At 41.4% G+C, this 14,449-nt stretch carries 10 protein-coding genes; 3 read left to right on the forward strand and 7 right to left on the reverse strand.

From position 1 onward, the window contains the following. Positions 1-105: 105 nt before the first annotated feature. Complete coding sequence (locus A3CY_RS0106090; RefSeq protein ID WP_018337021.1) at positions 106-996, forward strand: beta-1,6-N-acetylglucosaminyltransferase; 891 nt, start codon at positions 106-108, stop codon at positions 994-996. A 249-nt stretch (positions 997-1,245) separates the two neighbouring features. Further along, positions 1,246-2,961: an LTA synthase family protein gene (locus tag A3CY_RS0106095; protein ID WP_018337022.1), complete on the forward strand. Its 1,716-nt coding sequence runs from the start codon at positions 1,246-1,248 to the stop codon at positions 2,959-2,961. A gap of 18 nt (positions 2,962-2,979) precedes the next feature. On the opposite strand, the gene A3CY_RS0106100 is transcribed toward A3CY_RS0106095, so the two are convergent. The 7 genes from A3CY_RS0106100 to tgt form a co-directional block, all read right to left on the reverse strand. Then, complete coding sequence (locus tag A3CY_RS0106100) at positions 2,980-3,552, reverse strand: GNAT family N-acetyltransferase (RefSeq protein WP_155828238.1); 573 nt, start codon at positions 3,550-3,552, stop codon at positions 2,980-2,982. A 106-nt stretch (positions 3,553-3,658) separates the two neighbouring features. Next, positions 3,659-4,984 carry an ATP-binding protein gene (locus A3CY_RS0106105; protein ID WP_018337024.1) on the reverse strand — a complete coding sequence of 442 codons (1,326 nt, stop codon included), beginning with the start codon at positions 4,982-4,984 and terminating at the stop codon, positions 3,659-3,661. A gap of 307 nt (positions 4,985-5,291) precedes the next feature. Beyond that, positions 5,292-5,786 carry a UpxY family transcription antiterminator gene (locus A3CY_RS20360; protein ID WP_018337025.1) on the reverse strand — a complete coding sequence of 165 codons (495 nt, stop codon included), beginning with the start codon at positions 5,784-5,786 and terminating at the stop codon, positions 5,292-5,294. After that, positions 5,786-7,741, reverse strand: coding sequence for a polysaccharide biosynthesis protein (locus A3CY_RS0106115; RefSeq protein WP_071595975.1), 1,956 nt, complete (start codon positions 7,739-7,741; stop codon positions 5,786-5,788). The genes A3CY_RS20360 and A3CY_RS0106115 overlap by 1 nt, the downstream gene beginning before the upstream one ends. A gap of 131 nt (positions 7,742-7,872) precedes the next feature. Continuing rightward, on the reverse strand, positions 7,873-9,369 hold the full coding sequence (locus A3CY_RS0106120; protein ID WP_018337027.1) for a pseudouridine synthase: 1,497 nt from the start codon (positions 9,367-9,369) through the stop codon (positions 7,873-7,875). Positions 9,370-9,453: 84 nt separating this feature from the next. Next, complete coding sequence (locus tag A3CY_RS0106125; RefSeq protein ID WP_018337028.1) at positions 9,454-10,536, reverse strand: LptF/LptG family permease; 1,083 nt, start codon at positions 10,534-10,536, stop codon at positions 9,454-9,456. Positions 10,537-10,558: 22 nt separating this feature from the next. After that, positions 10,559-11,689: a tRNA guanosine(34) transglycosylase Tgt gene (gene tgt, locus A3CY_RS0106130; RefSeq protein WP_018337029.1), complete on the reverse strand. Its 1,131-nt coding sequence runs from the start codon at positions 11,687-11,689 to the stop codon at positions 10,559-10,561. A 434-nt stretch (positions 11,690-12,123) separates the two neighbouring features. On the opposite strand from tgt, the gene A3CY_RS0106135 reads away from it, so the two are divergent. Beyond that, positions 12,124-14,334 (forward strand): S9 family peptidase, encoded by a 2,211-nt coding sequence (locus A3CY_RS0106135; RefSeq protein ID WP_148375433.1) that lies wholly within the window; start codon positions 12,124-12,126, stop codon positions 14,332-14,334. Positions 14,335-14,449: the final 115 nt, after the last annotated feature.

Consider the following 14,449-nt stretch of genomic DNA (forward strand, 5'->3'; position numbering starts at 1 on the left):
GCAAATATACATCATTTTTATTTATCACAAATTTTCCCAATACATAATTTATTTTGCATATTTGCCCATTATTAATTACAACAACACTATTTAAAGGAAACTAAAATGAATCACGCTTTTATTATACAAGTTCATACTTTTCCCGAACAATTTGGCAATATTATAAAATTACTCGCTTCTCCTAATCATTTCTTTTTCATTAATGTAGACAAAAAAGTAAAAAACATTATACCTTTTCAAGAAGCAATAAGAGACATTCCGAACGTTTTCTTTTTGCAAAAACGAATAAGCGTTACCCACGGCGGCTTTTCTCAAATAGAATGTACTCTCTCCTTATTGAAAATGGCATATAATGCTTCTGTACATATTGACTATTTTCATTCTTTAAGTGGAATGGATTATCCTTGCTTAAGGAATGATGAATTTGATAAGATATTTGAAAATTCAACTCGTAGCTATATGTTTTTCGATGCCCCCGAGTTAGTATTGCAATGGAGAGATGAAAAATATTCGAAAAGAGTAAACTGTTTTGATTTTAGGGATATTATCCCCTCAAATTTTTTACCAATCAAAGCCGCAAGAATTATCATAGGAGCAATCGTATCAAAACTTATAAAAAGAAGTAAAATCGAAGACATTTATGCCGGTTGGAGCTGGTTCTCTTGGCATAGAAGTGTGGTTGAATACGTATTCAATTATTTCAAATATAATCCTAAATATTACCAAAGATTCCGTTATACATGGAATACTGATGAATTAATTTTTCATACAATTTTGTTCGACCAAGCAGAAACGCTAAATATTGAAAAATACAATGCTCTAAGATTTATTGTATGGAATCCCAAAAGAGAAGCCAAAACATTGCCATTAATTCTTGATGAACGAGAATATACCGAAATACTCGAAAGTAGAGCGATACTATGTCGTAAAATCCATCCAGAACTATCTCGTAGATTAATTGAAAAGTTAAAGCAAAAAATAAACACGTATAATTAATTACATAAATCTCATACCAAAATTTTTTACTTAATTTTTGACACCAAGCATTCTTCCAACATTAGAACATGACCAAACGTTAATGATATTTTAGTTTACTGGAATAACAAATTCATACTAATCACACAATAAATTAATTCCATGTAATATTTTCAAAATATTATATTCTAGAATTTGTGTATATCTAAACAACACCTATATTTGTATTATTAATTACAGTAGTGTTTGTTTTAAGAAATAGCAAAAAAAATGATATTAAAAAATAATTTTCTGCACATCGGAATGCAGATGAAATATCCTGTTATTATTTTCATTCTTGTGTATTGCAAACTTATATATATGCATTATGCTATAATCGCCACTGGAAATGAACTCACCACCTTTTCTCATATTGAAAACGCTATTAGTTCTTTTGTCGATACAACACTTATCCTTCTACTTCCGATTTTACTAATCAACAAGAAAAGGTTTGTTTATATACCACTTTTAATTTGTATCGACCTATTCGTACTTGCTAATATCTTGTACAGTAGAAATTTTAATGCTTATCTACCCCCCTCTCTCTACTTCGAATTCAACAATCTTTCTGGAATAAGCAGCAATATATTAACAAGTATTCGTTTCCAAGATATTATTGTTCCCGTTACAAGTCTTATTGCCTTATTTATCATCTATCGTAAATATCCATTGGTAAGCATTAAAACACGATTAAAAACCAGTCTAATCTTTATCGGATGCACAATATTTCTATCATCATCCTTATTAGGATATTACAAATTAAGATCTGTTACATTTAAAGAAAAAGTCATTCTCCCTTATCTATTCATACCCATGGAGCAAACTTTTAGATTCGGAATTTTCTACTATTTTGCAATGGAAACATGTAATACCAGCACCCAATCATACTCTAATGGTGAACTTAATAAATTAGAACCCTTATTCTGGTCTTCAGAAAACACGAAAACCAACCCACATACACCTAATATCATCTTCATTATTGTAGAATCCTTTTTATCTTTTGCAGATGAACTTAGCTTCAATGGAAAAGAAATTACTCCTAATCTCAACCAACTAAAAAAAGAAAATACATATTACAATTCTAACATAACCTCTCAAGTTGGACTTGGAGTGTCCAGCGATGGACAATTTATTTACATGACAGGACTTCTCCCGATAAAAAATACGATTACAGTTATTAATCATTTGTGTAATAAATATATATCATTACCATCCCTATTAAAGCAACAAAGACGTAGTATAGAAAATCGTATGATCATTCCAACAGGAGACACTTTTTGGCGACAAGATAGAGTATGTCAAAGTTATGGGATAGACTCTCTATTTTCAAGGAAAGATTATCCCCATGAAAATGATACATGGTTAAATGATGAAAGTATTTTTGAACTTGCACAAAGTAAGGATTTAACTTCAAAACAGCCATTTTTCTCTACAATCTTAACCTCATCTATGCATTCTCCTTATGATAAAACAATTGAAAAAGAAGAATTTGATTTCCCGTCAAATTATTCTTGCGAACTAAAAAACTATCTAAAAACCCTCCATTATACAGACAGACAAATTGGGAAATACATTCGCTCCCTAAAGGAAAATCATTTGTACGAAAACTCCATAATTATTATAACCAGTGATCACGAAGCTCACGCCTGTAACTTAAACCTACCTCCCGAATTAGAGCATATTACCCCAAAAATACCTCTCTACATCATCAATTCTCCGGTACAAATCACCAAAAGCAACAATTACCCAATGGCTCAATTTGACCTATTCCCCACTTTACTTGATATCATGGGAATCCAATCCTCTTGGAGAGGAGTAGGCAGAAGTCTATTATTACCGGATTCTTTAGCCAATAGCCCTCGTGAACTATTAAGAAGGGAGAAAGCACAAGAAATATCCGAAATTATTATATACAGTGATTATTTCAAATCTCACGATTACAAATAACAAAATTAACCATGTTTTCTACCTCTTCTCGTATATTAAATGCGGCATTTCTTTACCCCTATACATGCCCACGTGACTACCGTGCAAAGTCATTCCCAACCTTTCAGCAACCCGGATGGAAGCCTTATTTTCCGGTCTGATACTACAATACACGGTATTCAACCCCAAGTGTCCAAACGCGTATTCTAAACAAGCATTAGCTGCCTCTGTCCCATACCCGTTATGCCAATATACATTATCGAAAATATACCCGACCTCCACCACTTTCATCCCGTTCATAATACTTCTCAACAAACCGGCTTGCCCGATCAACAAACCATTTTCTTTCAGAATGACAGCGTAATAACCACACCCCTCCTCACGATAGCGACTAATTTGCCTGCCGATCCATTCACGCACTTCCCCCTTAGTGAAACCATGCTCCCAGGCGTACATCACCTCAAGCTTTCCCATAATAGCAAAAAGGGCATCCACATCCTCAAGAATCATCTCTCGTACAAGCAATCGTTCCGTTTCCATGACAACCAATGCTCCAGAACAACTCGTCATCTCCACATCATTTTCGCATCCTTTCACGAAACCACACTCCATATCATTCACTAAATTCTTTATTATGCCTTCAACCTTCTTTTACAAAGAAGGTGCAACTTCACCAAATACATATCTCGTTGAAATATAATCTTTAATGGATGACTAATTACATATCTTCCATCGAGAAAAGCCTACTCTCGATATCATACTTAAACAAGACTTTTTTCCGTAATTCCTCTACTTTAAATGAAAATAAATCCGGCTTGAAGTTTTTTGATTGCCTTTTCACCTCTGCTACCAAAGCTTTTTTCTCTTCCGCGTATAGCCCGACAATATCTATTTCATCCTGATCTTTATTATTCTTGCCTTGCCACCAGGAACCTATATCTGCAAATTCCTTGCTTTCCATCATCTGTTGACGGAAATACATTTCCAAAGCCAAGCCGGAGAAAGTCGGATAATCCTTTTTAATAATATCAGCCAAGCGTTCAAAATTCTGTATCTCTATATAATTTTGATACTTGATAAAATACCGGAACCAGAAACGCAGAAACATATCCGATACTTCATAACGAACAGTCTGGGTTCCCTCCTTCGAGAGTATAGGTCGTTTCTTCTTTATCAGATCATAGTCTTCTTCCAATCTTTTCAATTGTCCGCCCAAACTCATACCACCCATAACCGTTTCCATTTCGGACAAGGTATTCTTACCGTTGGAGATTGCTGATAAAATAGAAAAATAATTGCCGTATTTTTTCCCGAACTCCTGTACCAGCAAAGCCTGTCCTTCGGTCAGAAAGGAGGAATCGGGTTGCAACATGAAATCAACCATCTCCTCCATACTAGTACATCCATTATCCATAAACTGCTCGATATACTTTGGGACACCGCCGGTAAAAGTATAGAGTGCCAACAAATCATCTTTAGTATAGTTTGCTTTATGATCCGACATGATTTCTTTTAATACGGAAGTTGTAAAAGGAACTAACTTCATTATACTATCAGCACGACCATACAGCGGCTCTCGGGAATCCCTGAAAATTTCATTCATAAGCGTATAAACCGAACCGCTCACGATAAGATTGACATGGCTCTGCTTCCTCAGCCGATCCCAAGTATCCTGCATCAAACTGTAAATTTCTTGATTTATGTAATAAAACTCCTGAAATTCGTCTATAACCAAATTGTACTCCATCCGTGTTCCCAAATCCATTAAGAAACGAAACATTTCTGCAAAGTTGGTAAGTTCCGGAACATAAATATCAAGAGCCTGTCGGATATCAGAAGTAAATCGTAAACAAAGATCTGTTTCATTACTTCTACTGACAAACAGATACACGGTAGGAGTATTCTCGCAACTTTTGAATATAAGACTCGTCTTACCGATACGCCGCCGACCGGTAAGTACAGTCATTTGTGAATGTACAGAAAAAGATACCCGGCGAACTTTTTCCAATGATGCTAACTCTTTTTCTCTATTATAGAATTTCATATCCTTATCTTTATATACTTGATTTTACCGTCGTAAAATTTACGGTGGTAAATTTTAGAACCAATAGCAAAGTTACTAATAATTCCGAGAATATAAAATGCCAAACAAAACCTGAACCTACTGAAGACCCACTGTAATCCCACCGAGGTACCAAGGAAAACATACTCTACTGACAGTGTCGGAACAGTGTTGTTACTATGTTGCTATAATCTTTAATATAGATACATAAAAGCACAAACGGAGCACAAACGACAGTGAGAGATTATTACACTAGTTCTTCGGTAGTTCTTCATCGGGAAAAGAATATTTATAAAGAAACCACACTATCCTTGGATACAGCTGCAATCACGTTACCCACCCGAGGCACCCGTACCAAAATCCGACATATCTCTTGGTCATCCATCAATTCACCTTCAAGTCCTGAAAGTTCACCGTGAACAACACGCACGGGAGAATACTCCGGGATATAATCTTCAATAATTTCGATTTCATTGGCCTGAGCGTTCAGTAGGCGTAAAGACTCCATCTGTTGATCGGAATACGTTATGGGAGTTTCACCCTCTCGCAAAAATGATAAAATGCCAACAAGTGACAATACACGAATAAATTCGGAACGTGTAACCCGAACGAATATACAACCGCTAAAAAGAGGAACTTCCACTTGTTTTTCCCGCCCTCCAAGCACCTGCTTCACGACACGCAAGGGGATGTAATTCATTATTCCGGCTTGGTCAAGTCGTTCCTTCACACGTTTTTCCGCCCGAAAGGCGGTATATATGGCATACCAATTCGTCTGCTCCATTATTCTCTCACTTCTAAATTTTCAGTTACCTGAATCTTCTCCAACACCTCTTGCATATGATGTTCACCCCCCTCTTCTTCCATTTGGAAATCAATGGACTCGTAAGTGGAGTTTTTGGATTTGAATTCAGGAACGATACATTTCATCTGTTTTACCACGGCAAAGTTATCTCTTGTCTGCAAAGCTACATCAAGTGCTTTGATAGAATCGACCACTTCACTATAATTATATTCACGCACTTTAGCAATCTTTATCCGCTCGTGCACGGTGGGTAAAGTTGTTTCCTTCACGTTGAGCACTTCCTCGTACAACTTTTCTCCCGGGCGCAAGCCGGTAAACACGATATGAATATCCTTCCCGATCTCGTAACCGGAAAGCTTAATCATCTTACGAGCCAAATCCACGATCTTGACACTCTTACCCATATCGAACACGAAAATCTCGCCCCCGTTGCCCAATGCTCCGGCTTGCAATACCAATTGGCAAGCTTCCGGGATCGTCATGAAGAATCGGGTAATCTCGGGATGCGTTACCGTGACCGGACCTCCCGCCTCGATTTGCTTCTTGAAACGGGGAATAACGGAACCATTGGAACCTAAAACGTTTCCAAACCGTGTCGTGATGAAACGAGTATTCGCTATTCGATTCAATGATTGTGTATAGATTTCGGCAATACGCTTGCTGGCTCCCATGACGTTGGTCGGGTTTACCGCCTTGTCGGTAGAAACCATCACGAAACGCTGGCAGTCGTACTTGACCGCATAATCGGCTACATTCTTCGTACCCAGGATATTGGTTTTCACTCCTTCTATCGGATGCTTTTCCATCATCGGCACGTGCTTGTAAGCCGCAGCATGGTAAACAATATTAGGTTTGTACGCCCGGAATATTCCTTCTACCCGCCCCTGGTCGCGCACATCGCCAATCTCGATCTTGTAATCCGTGAAACCGCATTCCTCCTTCAGTTCCAACTCTATATCGTAAAGCGCAGACTCAGCCTGATCGAACAACACGATCATCGCGGGATTAAAGTGTGTCAACTGGCGTACAATCTCGCTACCGATAGAACCGGCAGCACCCGTCACTAACACGACTTTATTCAACAATTGTTTGCGCAGGTTCATCTCGTCCATGTGGATCACGTCACGCTCGAGTAAATCCTCGATCTTTATATTTTTAATGTGCCGCATGCTTAATTCCCCGTTAATCCAACTCTCGAAACGAGGAACTTCGAGCACAATAACATTAGCTGTCAAGCAGATTTCAACGATCTCACGCTTTTTATCAGCAGAGATCTGTTTCTTGGCGATCACCACTTTATCTACCCGGTAACGCTTCAATAATCCCGGTAACGCCGACATTTTATAAATCTTGACTCCTTCGAGGACTTTTCCCGCTTTACGGTTGTTCACGTCGATAAAAGCCAATATATTATACGTGGCGTCTTCGACGTTATCCATGGCATGCTTTGCCATAATCCCGTACTCGTCGCTACCACAAATAATAACGTTCTTTTTCGTGCGTTCAGCCCCGATATACTGGGAGAAGACTTTCTTCACGATCATGCGGCTCATGATCATCACGCTCGTCAAACCCACGTACTCGGTAAGAAGTACAGACAAGGGAATATAAGTTTCCCCGAACAACAAAAAATAAATACCGTCTCCCAGGAAAAGAGCTACCTCCCCTGCCGTCAAGACGTAATAGATGCGTAAAGCATCTTCCGTTCCCGTGAAACGCACTATGCCGGAATAAGTACGCCCCAACACGAAACTGATAACACGAACTCCCACGATAACGAGAGCCCCGCTTAAAACGAAATCTAACCTCATCCGGTCAATCTGGAAGTTGACCCAAATCAGGTAAGCGACACTTACAGCCATTACGCAAAACACCACGTCTATCAAGAATACAATCCATCTAGGCGTGTATGAAAATGAATGTAATGTTCTCATTCGGTACAGACCATTGGTGATAAATGCAACCATATCATTATTTAATATAATTAAAAACCTTCGCGGATAACCTCTCCTTAAAGGTGGACACCCGCAAAGGTAATAGTTATATATTAAAAATAAAAATTTTTTCAGTACGCTTTTAATACATTTATCTCGTCCTGGGTTAAAAAACGCCAACGTCCTCTAGGCAGATTTTTCTTTGTAATCCCAGCAAAGAAGACCCGATCCAAGCGAAGAATCTGGTATCCCAAGTGCTCGAATATCCTACGAACGATGCGGTTTCTCCCCGAATGGATCTCGATTCCGACTTGAGTCCGGTCATCCGCTGCAACTTGAACATCGTCAGCCTGCACGAACCCGTCTTCCAGATCGATACCTTTCCGTATCGCCTCCAAATCACCGGATTTTACCACCTTATCCAAGAATACATGATAAATCTTTTTTTGGTTGTACTTCGGGTGCGTCAATTTTTTAGCTAAATCTCCATCATTCGTGAAAAGCAATACACCCGTGGTCTGGCGATCCAAACGTCCGACCGGGTAAACCCGCTCTTTGCAAGCCCCATCTATCAAGGACATCACGGTTTTTCGCTCCAGCGGATCTTCCACCGTGGTCACGTAATCTTTCGGTTTATTCAGCACGATATATACTTTACGTTCCGGCACGATCACCTGCTCGTCCACCTCGACCGTATCCGTTCGTTTTACTTTTACTCCCACTTGTTGCACAACTTCACCATTCACTTTCACCCGTCCGGAAGTGATCAACACGTCGGCATCACGCCTGGAACAGATACCACCCTTGGCAATAAAACGATTCAAACGCAATTCCGTCTCCTGACCTTCATTTTTCTTGCGGAATTCTATTTGCTTTTTCTTACTGTACACGCTTTTCGCTCCCCCGTCACCATCAAATGATCTTCTCGGTCGTTCGGTAAATCTTTCCCGCCGATCGCCTCGATCTTCCCGATTCTCTCTCTCCCGGCGATCATCTCGCCTATACTCGTTACGATTCCTGTCTTGAAAACGATTATCACGGTTACCATCCTGGGGACGTCTTTCCCGACGTTCGCCACGATCAGAATCCCGGTTATTATCCCGGTTATCGCGATATTCCCTGTTATCCCAGTTGTCTCGATTATACCGGTCATGGTTGTAGCGGTTATCCCGATTACCATTGTCCCGATTATACCGGTTATCCTGACTATTCCGGTCTCGGTTGTAGCGGTTATCCTGGTTATCCCGATTGTATCGACTGTCTCGATTATCCCGGTTTTCGCGATTGTCCCGGTCAAACGATCTCCTCGGTCCCCGGCTATTATTATCCCGGTTTCCGAAACGATTGCCTTCACGTGTTCCTCTTTCCCGGTTTCCATCCGTCTCCCGACGATAACGATTCCCGTTGTCCGAATCCCCGGATTGTTCTCTCGCCCTTTCTTGATTCAAATCACGGATAAATCCATATCCTTGCTCCCGGTCAGAGCGATCCGTGTTGAAACGGTTGGGTCTTTTAAATTCTCTTTCTCCACCCTCTCGGTTTCCGAAATTTTGTGTACTGCTCCGACGATTCTCATCACGATTCTCTATCGGTCTAGTAATCCTAGGTCTTTTAGTTTCCCTACTCATGTTTTAATTACCAATTTTAATTTTTGATTTATATCCATCACGCGAGCCGACGCTCATTTGCAATTTTTCATTTTCAATTTTCAACTACTTCGGTGCCGCCCTGTAAACAAAAAACGCCACCACAGAGAACAGAATATTCGGTATCCATACCGCTAATAACGGATTCATGTTTCCATTGGTTGCAAAAACCGTCGAAAATTGCATGAATAAAATGTATGAAAAACTGATTAACAAACCCAATCCCAAGTGGAATCCCATCCCCCCGCGTATTTTCCGGGAGGCAATGCTCACACCAATTAATGTCAGAATAAAAGTGGAAAAAGCCCCCGAGAACATCTTGTACTTCTCGATCTGGTATTCCACCACGTTACTACTCCCCCGCAATTTTTGCCGGGCGATATATTCGTCCAGTTCCGGTAACGTCAAACGTTCTTTGATCTTTTTCGGGTCTTCGGTAAACTCTTCTACCTTAAAATTCAAGACGGTATCTATACTCTCTTTCCCGACAGTATAAGTTTCGTTTATCCCGTCAAATTCACGAGCGACCCACTTATCCAGCGTCCATTTCTTTTTTTCCTCGTTCCACGTGATCGACTCGGCTGACAATTTACTGACAAGCGTGTCATCCTTGAACACCTCGTAGGTAAAATTATCCCCCCGCTTGCGGTAAATATTAAAACCACTCATGTAGATATATTCGCCGGGAGCCACCTGTTGGTGAACATTATTCTCCTTGAAATTATACGCTTTCCATATATATTTTTCAGAAAAATCTATTCGCTTCTTATTCGCGTTCGGAATAATAAACGCGCTCAACAAAAGAGACAAACAAGCAATGACCCCAGCAGCAATCATGTACGGGCGCACCATACGCCGGAAACTGATTCCGGTACTCAGGATTGCAATAATTTCGCTATTATAAGCCATCTTGGAAGTAAAGAAAATCACGGAGATAAACGTGAACAAGGCAGAAAACATATTAGCGAAATACGGCACGAAATTCACGTAATAATCGAAAATAATCGCCTGCACCGGGGCTTGCTTCTCGAGGAATTTCTCCAAGCGTTCCGAAAGGTCGAAAACGATCACAATACTCAGAATCAGTACCATCGAAAAAAAGAAGGTACCCAAGAATTTCCGGATAATATAGAGGTCTATTTTTTTCATTTTTACCAGGTACCTCGCGGCACTATAATCTTCTTGTAACTTTTTTAATTGTCCTTGTTTTCCACTCCGCAAAATCCCCTGCCAATATATGTTGGCGTGCTTCCCGCACTAACCACAAATAAAACGACAAATTATGGATCGAGCAAATTTGCAAGCCTAAAATTTCATCCGCTTTTATTAAATGTCGTAAATAAGCTTTCGAGTAATCGGTATCCGCGAAGCTCAATCCAGCGGGATCGATAGTGCTAAAATCACACTCCCATTTCTTATTCTTTATATTGATTACGCCCTCTGTCGTGAACAACATCCCGTTTCTCCCGTTGCGGGTCGGCATCACGCAATCGAACATATCGACGCCCAAGGAAATCGCTTCCAGTATATTCTCCGGGGTTCCGACCCCCATCAGGTAACGAGGCTTATCTTGTGGTAAAATCCAATTGACCACTTGAATCATCTCGTACATTGTTTCCGCTTCCTCGCCGACAGCCAGTCCCCCGATAGCGTACCCTTCACGATTCAAGGCCACGGCGTGCTCTGCCGCCCGTTCCCGCAAATCTTTATACACGCATCCCTGCACGATGGGAAAAAGCGATTGATGATAACCGTATAGCGGTTCCGTGGCGTCAAATTGCTTCACGCATCTTTCCAACCAACGTTGAGTAAGTTCCAGCGATTTCTTCGCGTACCCGTAATCGCTTTGTCCCGGGGGACATTCATCAAATGCCATCACGATGTCCGCCCCGATTTTCCGTTGTATATCCATCACATTTTCTGGGGTAAACAGATGTTTTGATCCGTCTATGTGAGAACGAAACACTACCCCCTCTTCCGTGATCTTGCGACAATCTCCTAACGAAAAAACCTGGAATCCACCGCTATCCGTAAGAATAGGACGATCCCACGAATTGAACTTATGTAACCCTCCCGCGGCTTCCAAGATACCCGTGCCGGGACGCAAATACAAGTGATAGGTGTTTCCCAAGATGATCTGGGCTTTAATATCTTCCTTCAATTCCCTCGCGTGCACCGCTTTCACGGTTCCCACCGTGCCCACGGGCATAAAAATCGGAGTTTCGATATTCCCATGATCCGTGGTCAACACACCGCACCGTGCATCGCTATTCTTGTCTGTTGCTAAAAGGGTATATTTCATCTAATCATGATTTTGAGCCTGCAAAGATAGCACAACTAAACGAGAGTTGCAACACTAACTTTTCCGGTTCAAACGTATCATCTCATACAATCTCCCAAAACGGGCGCGTGCTTTTGACCATGATCCCGCTTTGTTCATAGAGCACAAACCGACAGTTATCCCATGGTAATCCCAAGGAGAAACTACCTCTCAACAGTTACAAGATAGTTACAAGGCACTTGCAACACCATTGACCAGCGATGCTGCAAGTACGTTGAAACTTACTCACATGTAAGTAGAGGCAGGATTACCTTGGGATTACCCCGAATTGAAGGTAGGTCGACCCGAATCAAACCGCCTGAAAAATAAAGACTGCCGTATTTTCAGGGGGAGATACGTTCTCTATCTTCCCCATTTTTTATATCTTTGTGGGGTTAAAATTAAAAATAATCGCCATGAGGATGTTTTTCAAACTTATCGTATGTATGTTTATCGTGGGGTTCGCCCTCCCCGGAAGTGCACAAAACCAGGGCAAAAAGTTTACTCTAAATGATTTTTGCCTGAACTATACTTTCAGGACAAATGGCATCATGGGACTCCGCTCGCTGAATGACGGGGAACATTATACCGTGTTGGAAGAGCGGGGAAAAAAACTTGTCATGTACAGTTATAAAACGGGAAAAGCCGTCAGTACCATACTGGACTTGAACGACCCGAAGTACAGTAACGTGAAGATGATTCAAAATTACGAGTTCAGCCCGGATGAAAGCCATATTTTGATTTACACGAATATCCGCCCGATTTATCGTCGTTCTTTCACGGCAGATTATTACGTTTTCGATTTCAAGAACAAAGAATTGAAGCCGCTTTCGGAGGGAGGCAGCCAGCGCTTGGCAACCTTCTCGCCCGTGGGGACAAAAATAGCGTTCGTGCGGGATAATAATATTTTCATTTCCGACTTGCGTTTCGGTTCCGAGATTCAAATCACGTTCGACGGGAAGTTCAACGAGATCATCAACGGGGCTCCCGACTGGGTGTACGAAGAGGAATTCGGCTTCAACAAAGCCTTCGAGTGGGCTCCCGATGGTTCGGCTTTGGCATTCATTAAATTCAACGAATCGGACGTGAAAATATACCATATGAATATGTTCCAAGGGCAATATCCCGCGTTAAAAGAAAACGCCACTTACCCCTCCAACTATTCCTACAAGTATCCGAAAGCCGGGGAAAAGAATTCAGTCGTGAGCGTTCACGTGTATGACATCAAAGACCGGGTTACCACACCCATGAATATCGGGGAAGAAACCGATATTTATATTCCCAGAATCAAATGGACACAGGATCCCAAGAGATTGGCAATCATGAAACTGAATCGTTTCCAAAACCGTTTGGAAATTCTGCTTGCCAATGCCCGCGTGGGGAGTACTACCGTCCTTTACCGGGAAGAGAATAAATATTATATAGCCGAAGAAAACCTGGACAACTTGGTTTTCACGGAAGACGGGAAATATTTTATCATGAGTAGCGAGAAAAACGGTTATTCACACCTTTATCTTTACACGATGGGCGGCAAAGAGGTACAACCGATCACTTCTGGCAACTATGATGTAGCCGATTTCTACGGTTATGACCCAGTTAAGAAATTATATTATTACTCCTCTCACGAGGAATCTCCTCTTGAAAAGTACGTTTATTCCATCGACTTGAAAGGCAAGAAAAAGAAATTAACCCCCACCAAAGGATGGAACGAAGCTGAATTCAGCAAATCGTTCAAATATTTCGTGAACACAGTTTCCAACGCGGATATGCCTCCCCTGTATACCCTGTACAACGCAACCGGGAAAGCCGTTCGCACGCTGGAAGATAATGCAGCCTTGAAAGAAATGCTCGGAAAGTATGCTGTGGCAAAAAGAGAATATATTCAAATTCCAGCAGCCGACGGCAAGACCATGTTGAACGCGTGGATCATGAAGCCGGTCAATTTTGACGCCACGAAAGCCTATCCTTTATTAATTACCCAATATAGCGGTCCTAATTCACAACAAGTACAAAATTCATGGAGCATGGATTGGGCTCAATACCTGGCGCAGGAAGGATATATCGTGGCTTGTATCGATCCCCGGGGGACTGCTGCCCGCGGAGAGGAATTCCGCAAGTGCACGTATATGCAACTCGGGAAAATCGAGAGCGACGACATGATCGCGGCCGCCAAATGGCTTGCCGACCAATCATACATCGACTCCCAAAAAGTCGGTATCTGGGGCTGGAGTTTCGGTGGATTCATGTCGTCCCTATGCCTGATGAAAGGAAACGACGTGTTCTCAACCGCCATCGCGGTGGCTCCCGTGACACACTGGGGTTTCTATGATTCAATCTACACGGAACGCTTCATGCGCCGCCCGCAGGACAACCCGTCCGGTTATAACGACAATTCCCCCATCAACTGGGTAAAGAATTTGAAAGGCAACTTGTTGTTATGCCACGGGACTGCCGACGACAACGTGCATGTGCAGAACACTTACGAGCTGGCGGAAGCCCTCGTGCAGGCGAACAAACAATTCGATATGCAGATCTACACGAACCGAAATCACAGCATTTACGGTGGCGCAACCCGACTGCACCTGTACACGAAGTTCGTGGATTATTTGAATCAACACTTGAAATAAGTAATTTCAAGCATCGATTCAAGTTACCTCGAAACAAAAAAATATATAAGTTGCATTTAAAATCGCAACTTATATATTTTTTTTATAACTTGCCCTCGATAGAAATAATTCGGAT

It is taken from the genome of Butyricimonas synergistica DSM 23225, from assembly GCF_000379665.1.
Taxonomy (GTDB): Bacteria; Bacteroidota; Bacteroidia; order Bacteroidales; family Marinifilaceae; genus Butyricimonas; species Butyricimonas synergistica.

Coding starts and splice junctions, on each gene's coding strand:
- A3CY_RS0106090 (WP_018337021.1), top strand. CDS start 106: ATGAATCACGCTTTTATTATACAAGTTCATACTTTTCCCGAACAATTT.
- A3CY_RS0106095 (WP_018337022.1), top strand. CDS start 1,246: ATGATATTAAAAAATAATTTTCTGCACATCGGAATGCAGATGAAATAT.
- A3CY_RS0106100 (WP_155828238.1), bottom strand. CDS start 3,552: ATGGAGTGTGGTTTCGTGAAAGGATGCGAAAATGATGTGGAGATGACG.
- A3CY_RS0106105 (WP_018337024.1), bottom strand. CDS start 4,984: ATGAAATTCTATAATAGAGAAAAAGAGTTAGCATCATTGGAAAAAGTT.
- A3CY_RS20360 (WP_018337025.1), bottom strand. CDS start 5,786: ATGGAGCAGACGAATTGGTATGCCATATATACCGCCTTTCGGGCGGAA.
- A3CY_RS0106115 (WP_071595975.1), bottom strand. CDS start 7,741: ATGAGAACATTACATTCATTTTCATACACGCCTAGATGGATTGTATTC.
- A3CY_RS0106120 (WP_018337027.1), bottom strand. CDS start 9,369: ATGAGTAGGGAAACTAAAAGACCTAGGATTACTAGACCGATAGAGAAT.
- A3CY_RS0106125 (WP_018337028.1), bottom strand. CDS start 10,536: ATGAAAAAAATAGACCTCTATATTATCCGGAAATTCTTGGGTACCTTC.
- tgt (WP_018337029.1), bottom strand. CDS start 11,689: ATGAAATATACCCTTTTAGCAACAGACAAGAATAGCGATGCACGGTGC.
- A3CY_RS0106135 (WP_148375433.1), top strand. CDS start 12,124: ATGAGGATGTTTTTCAAACTTATCGTATGTATGTTTATCGTGGGGTTC.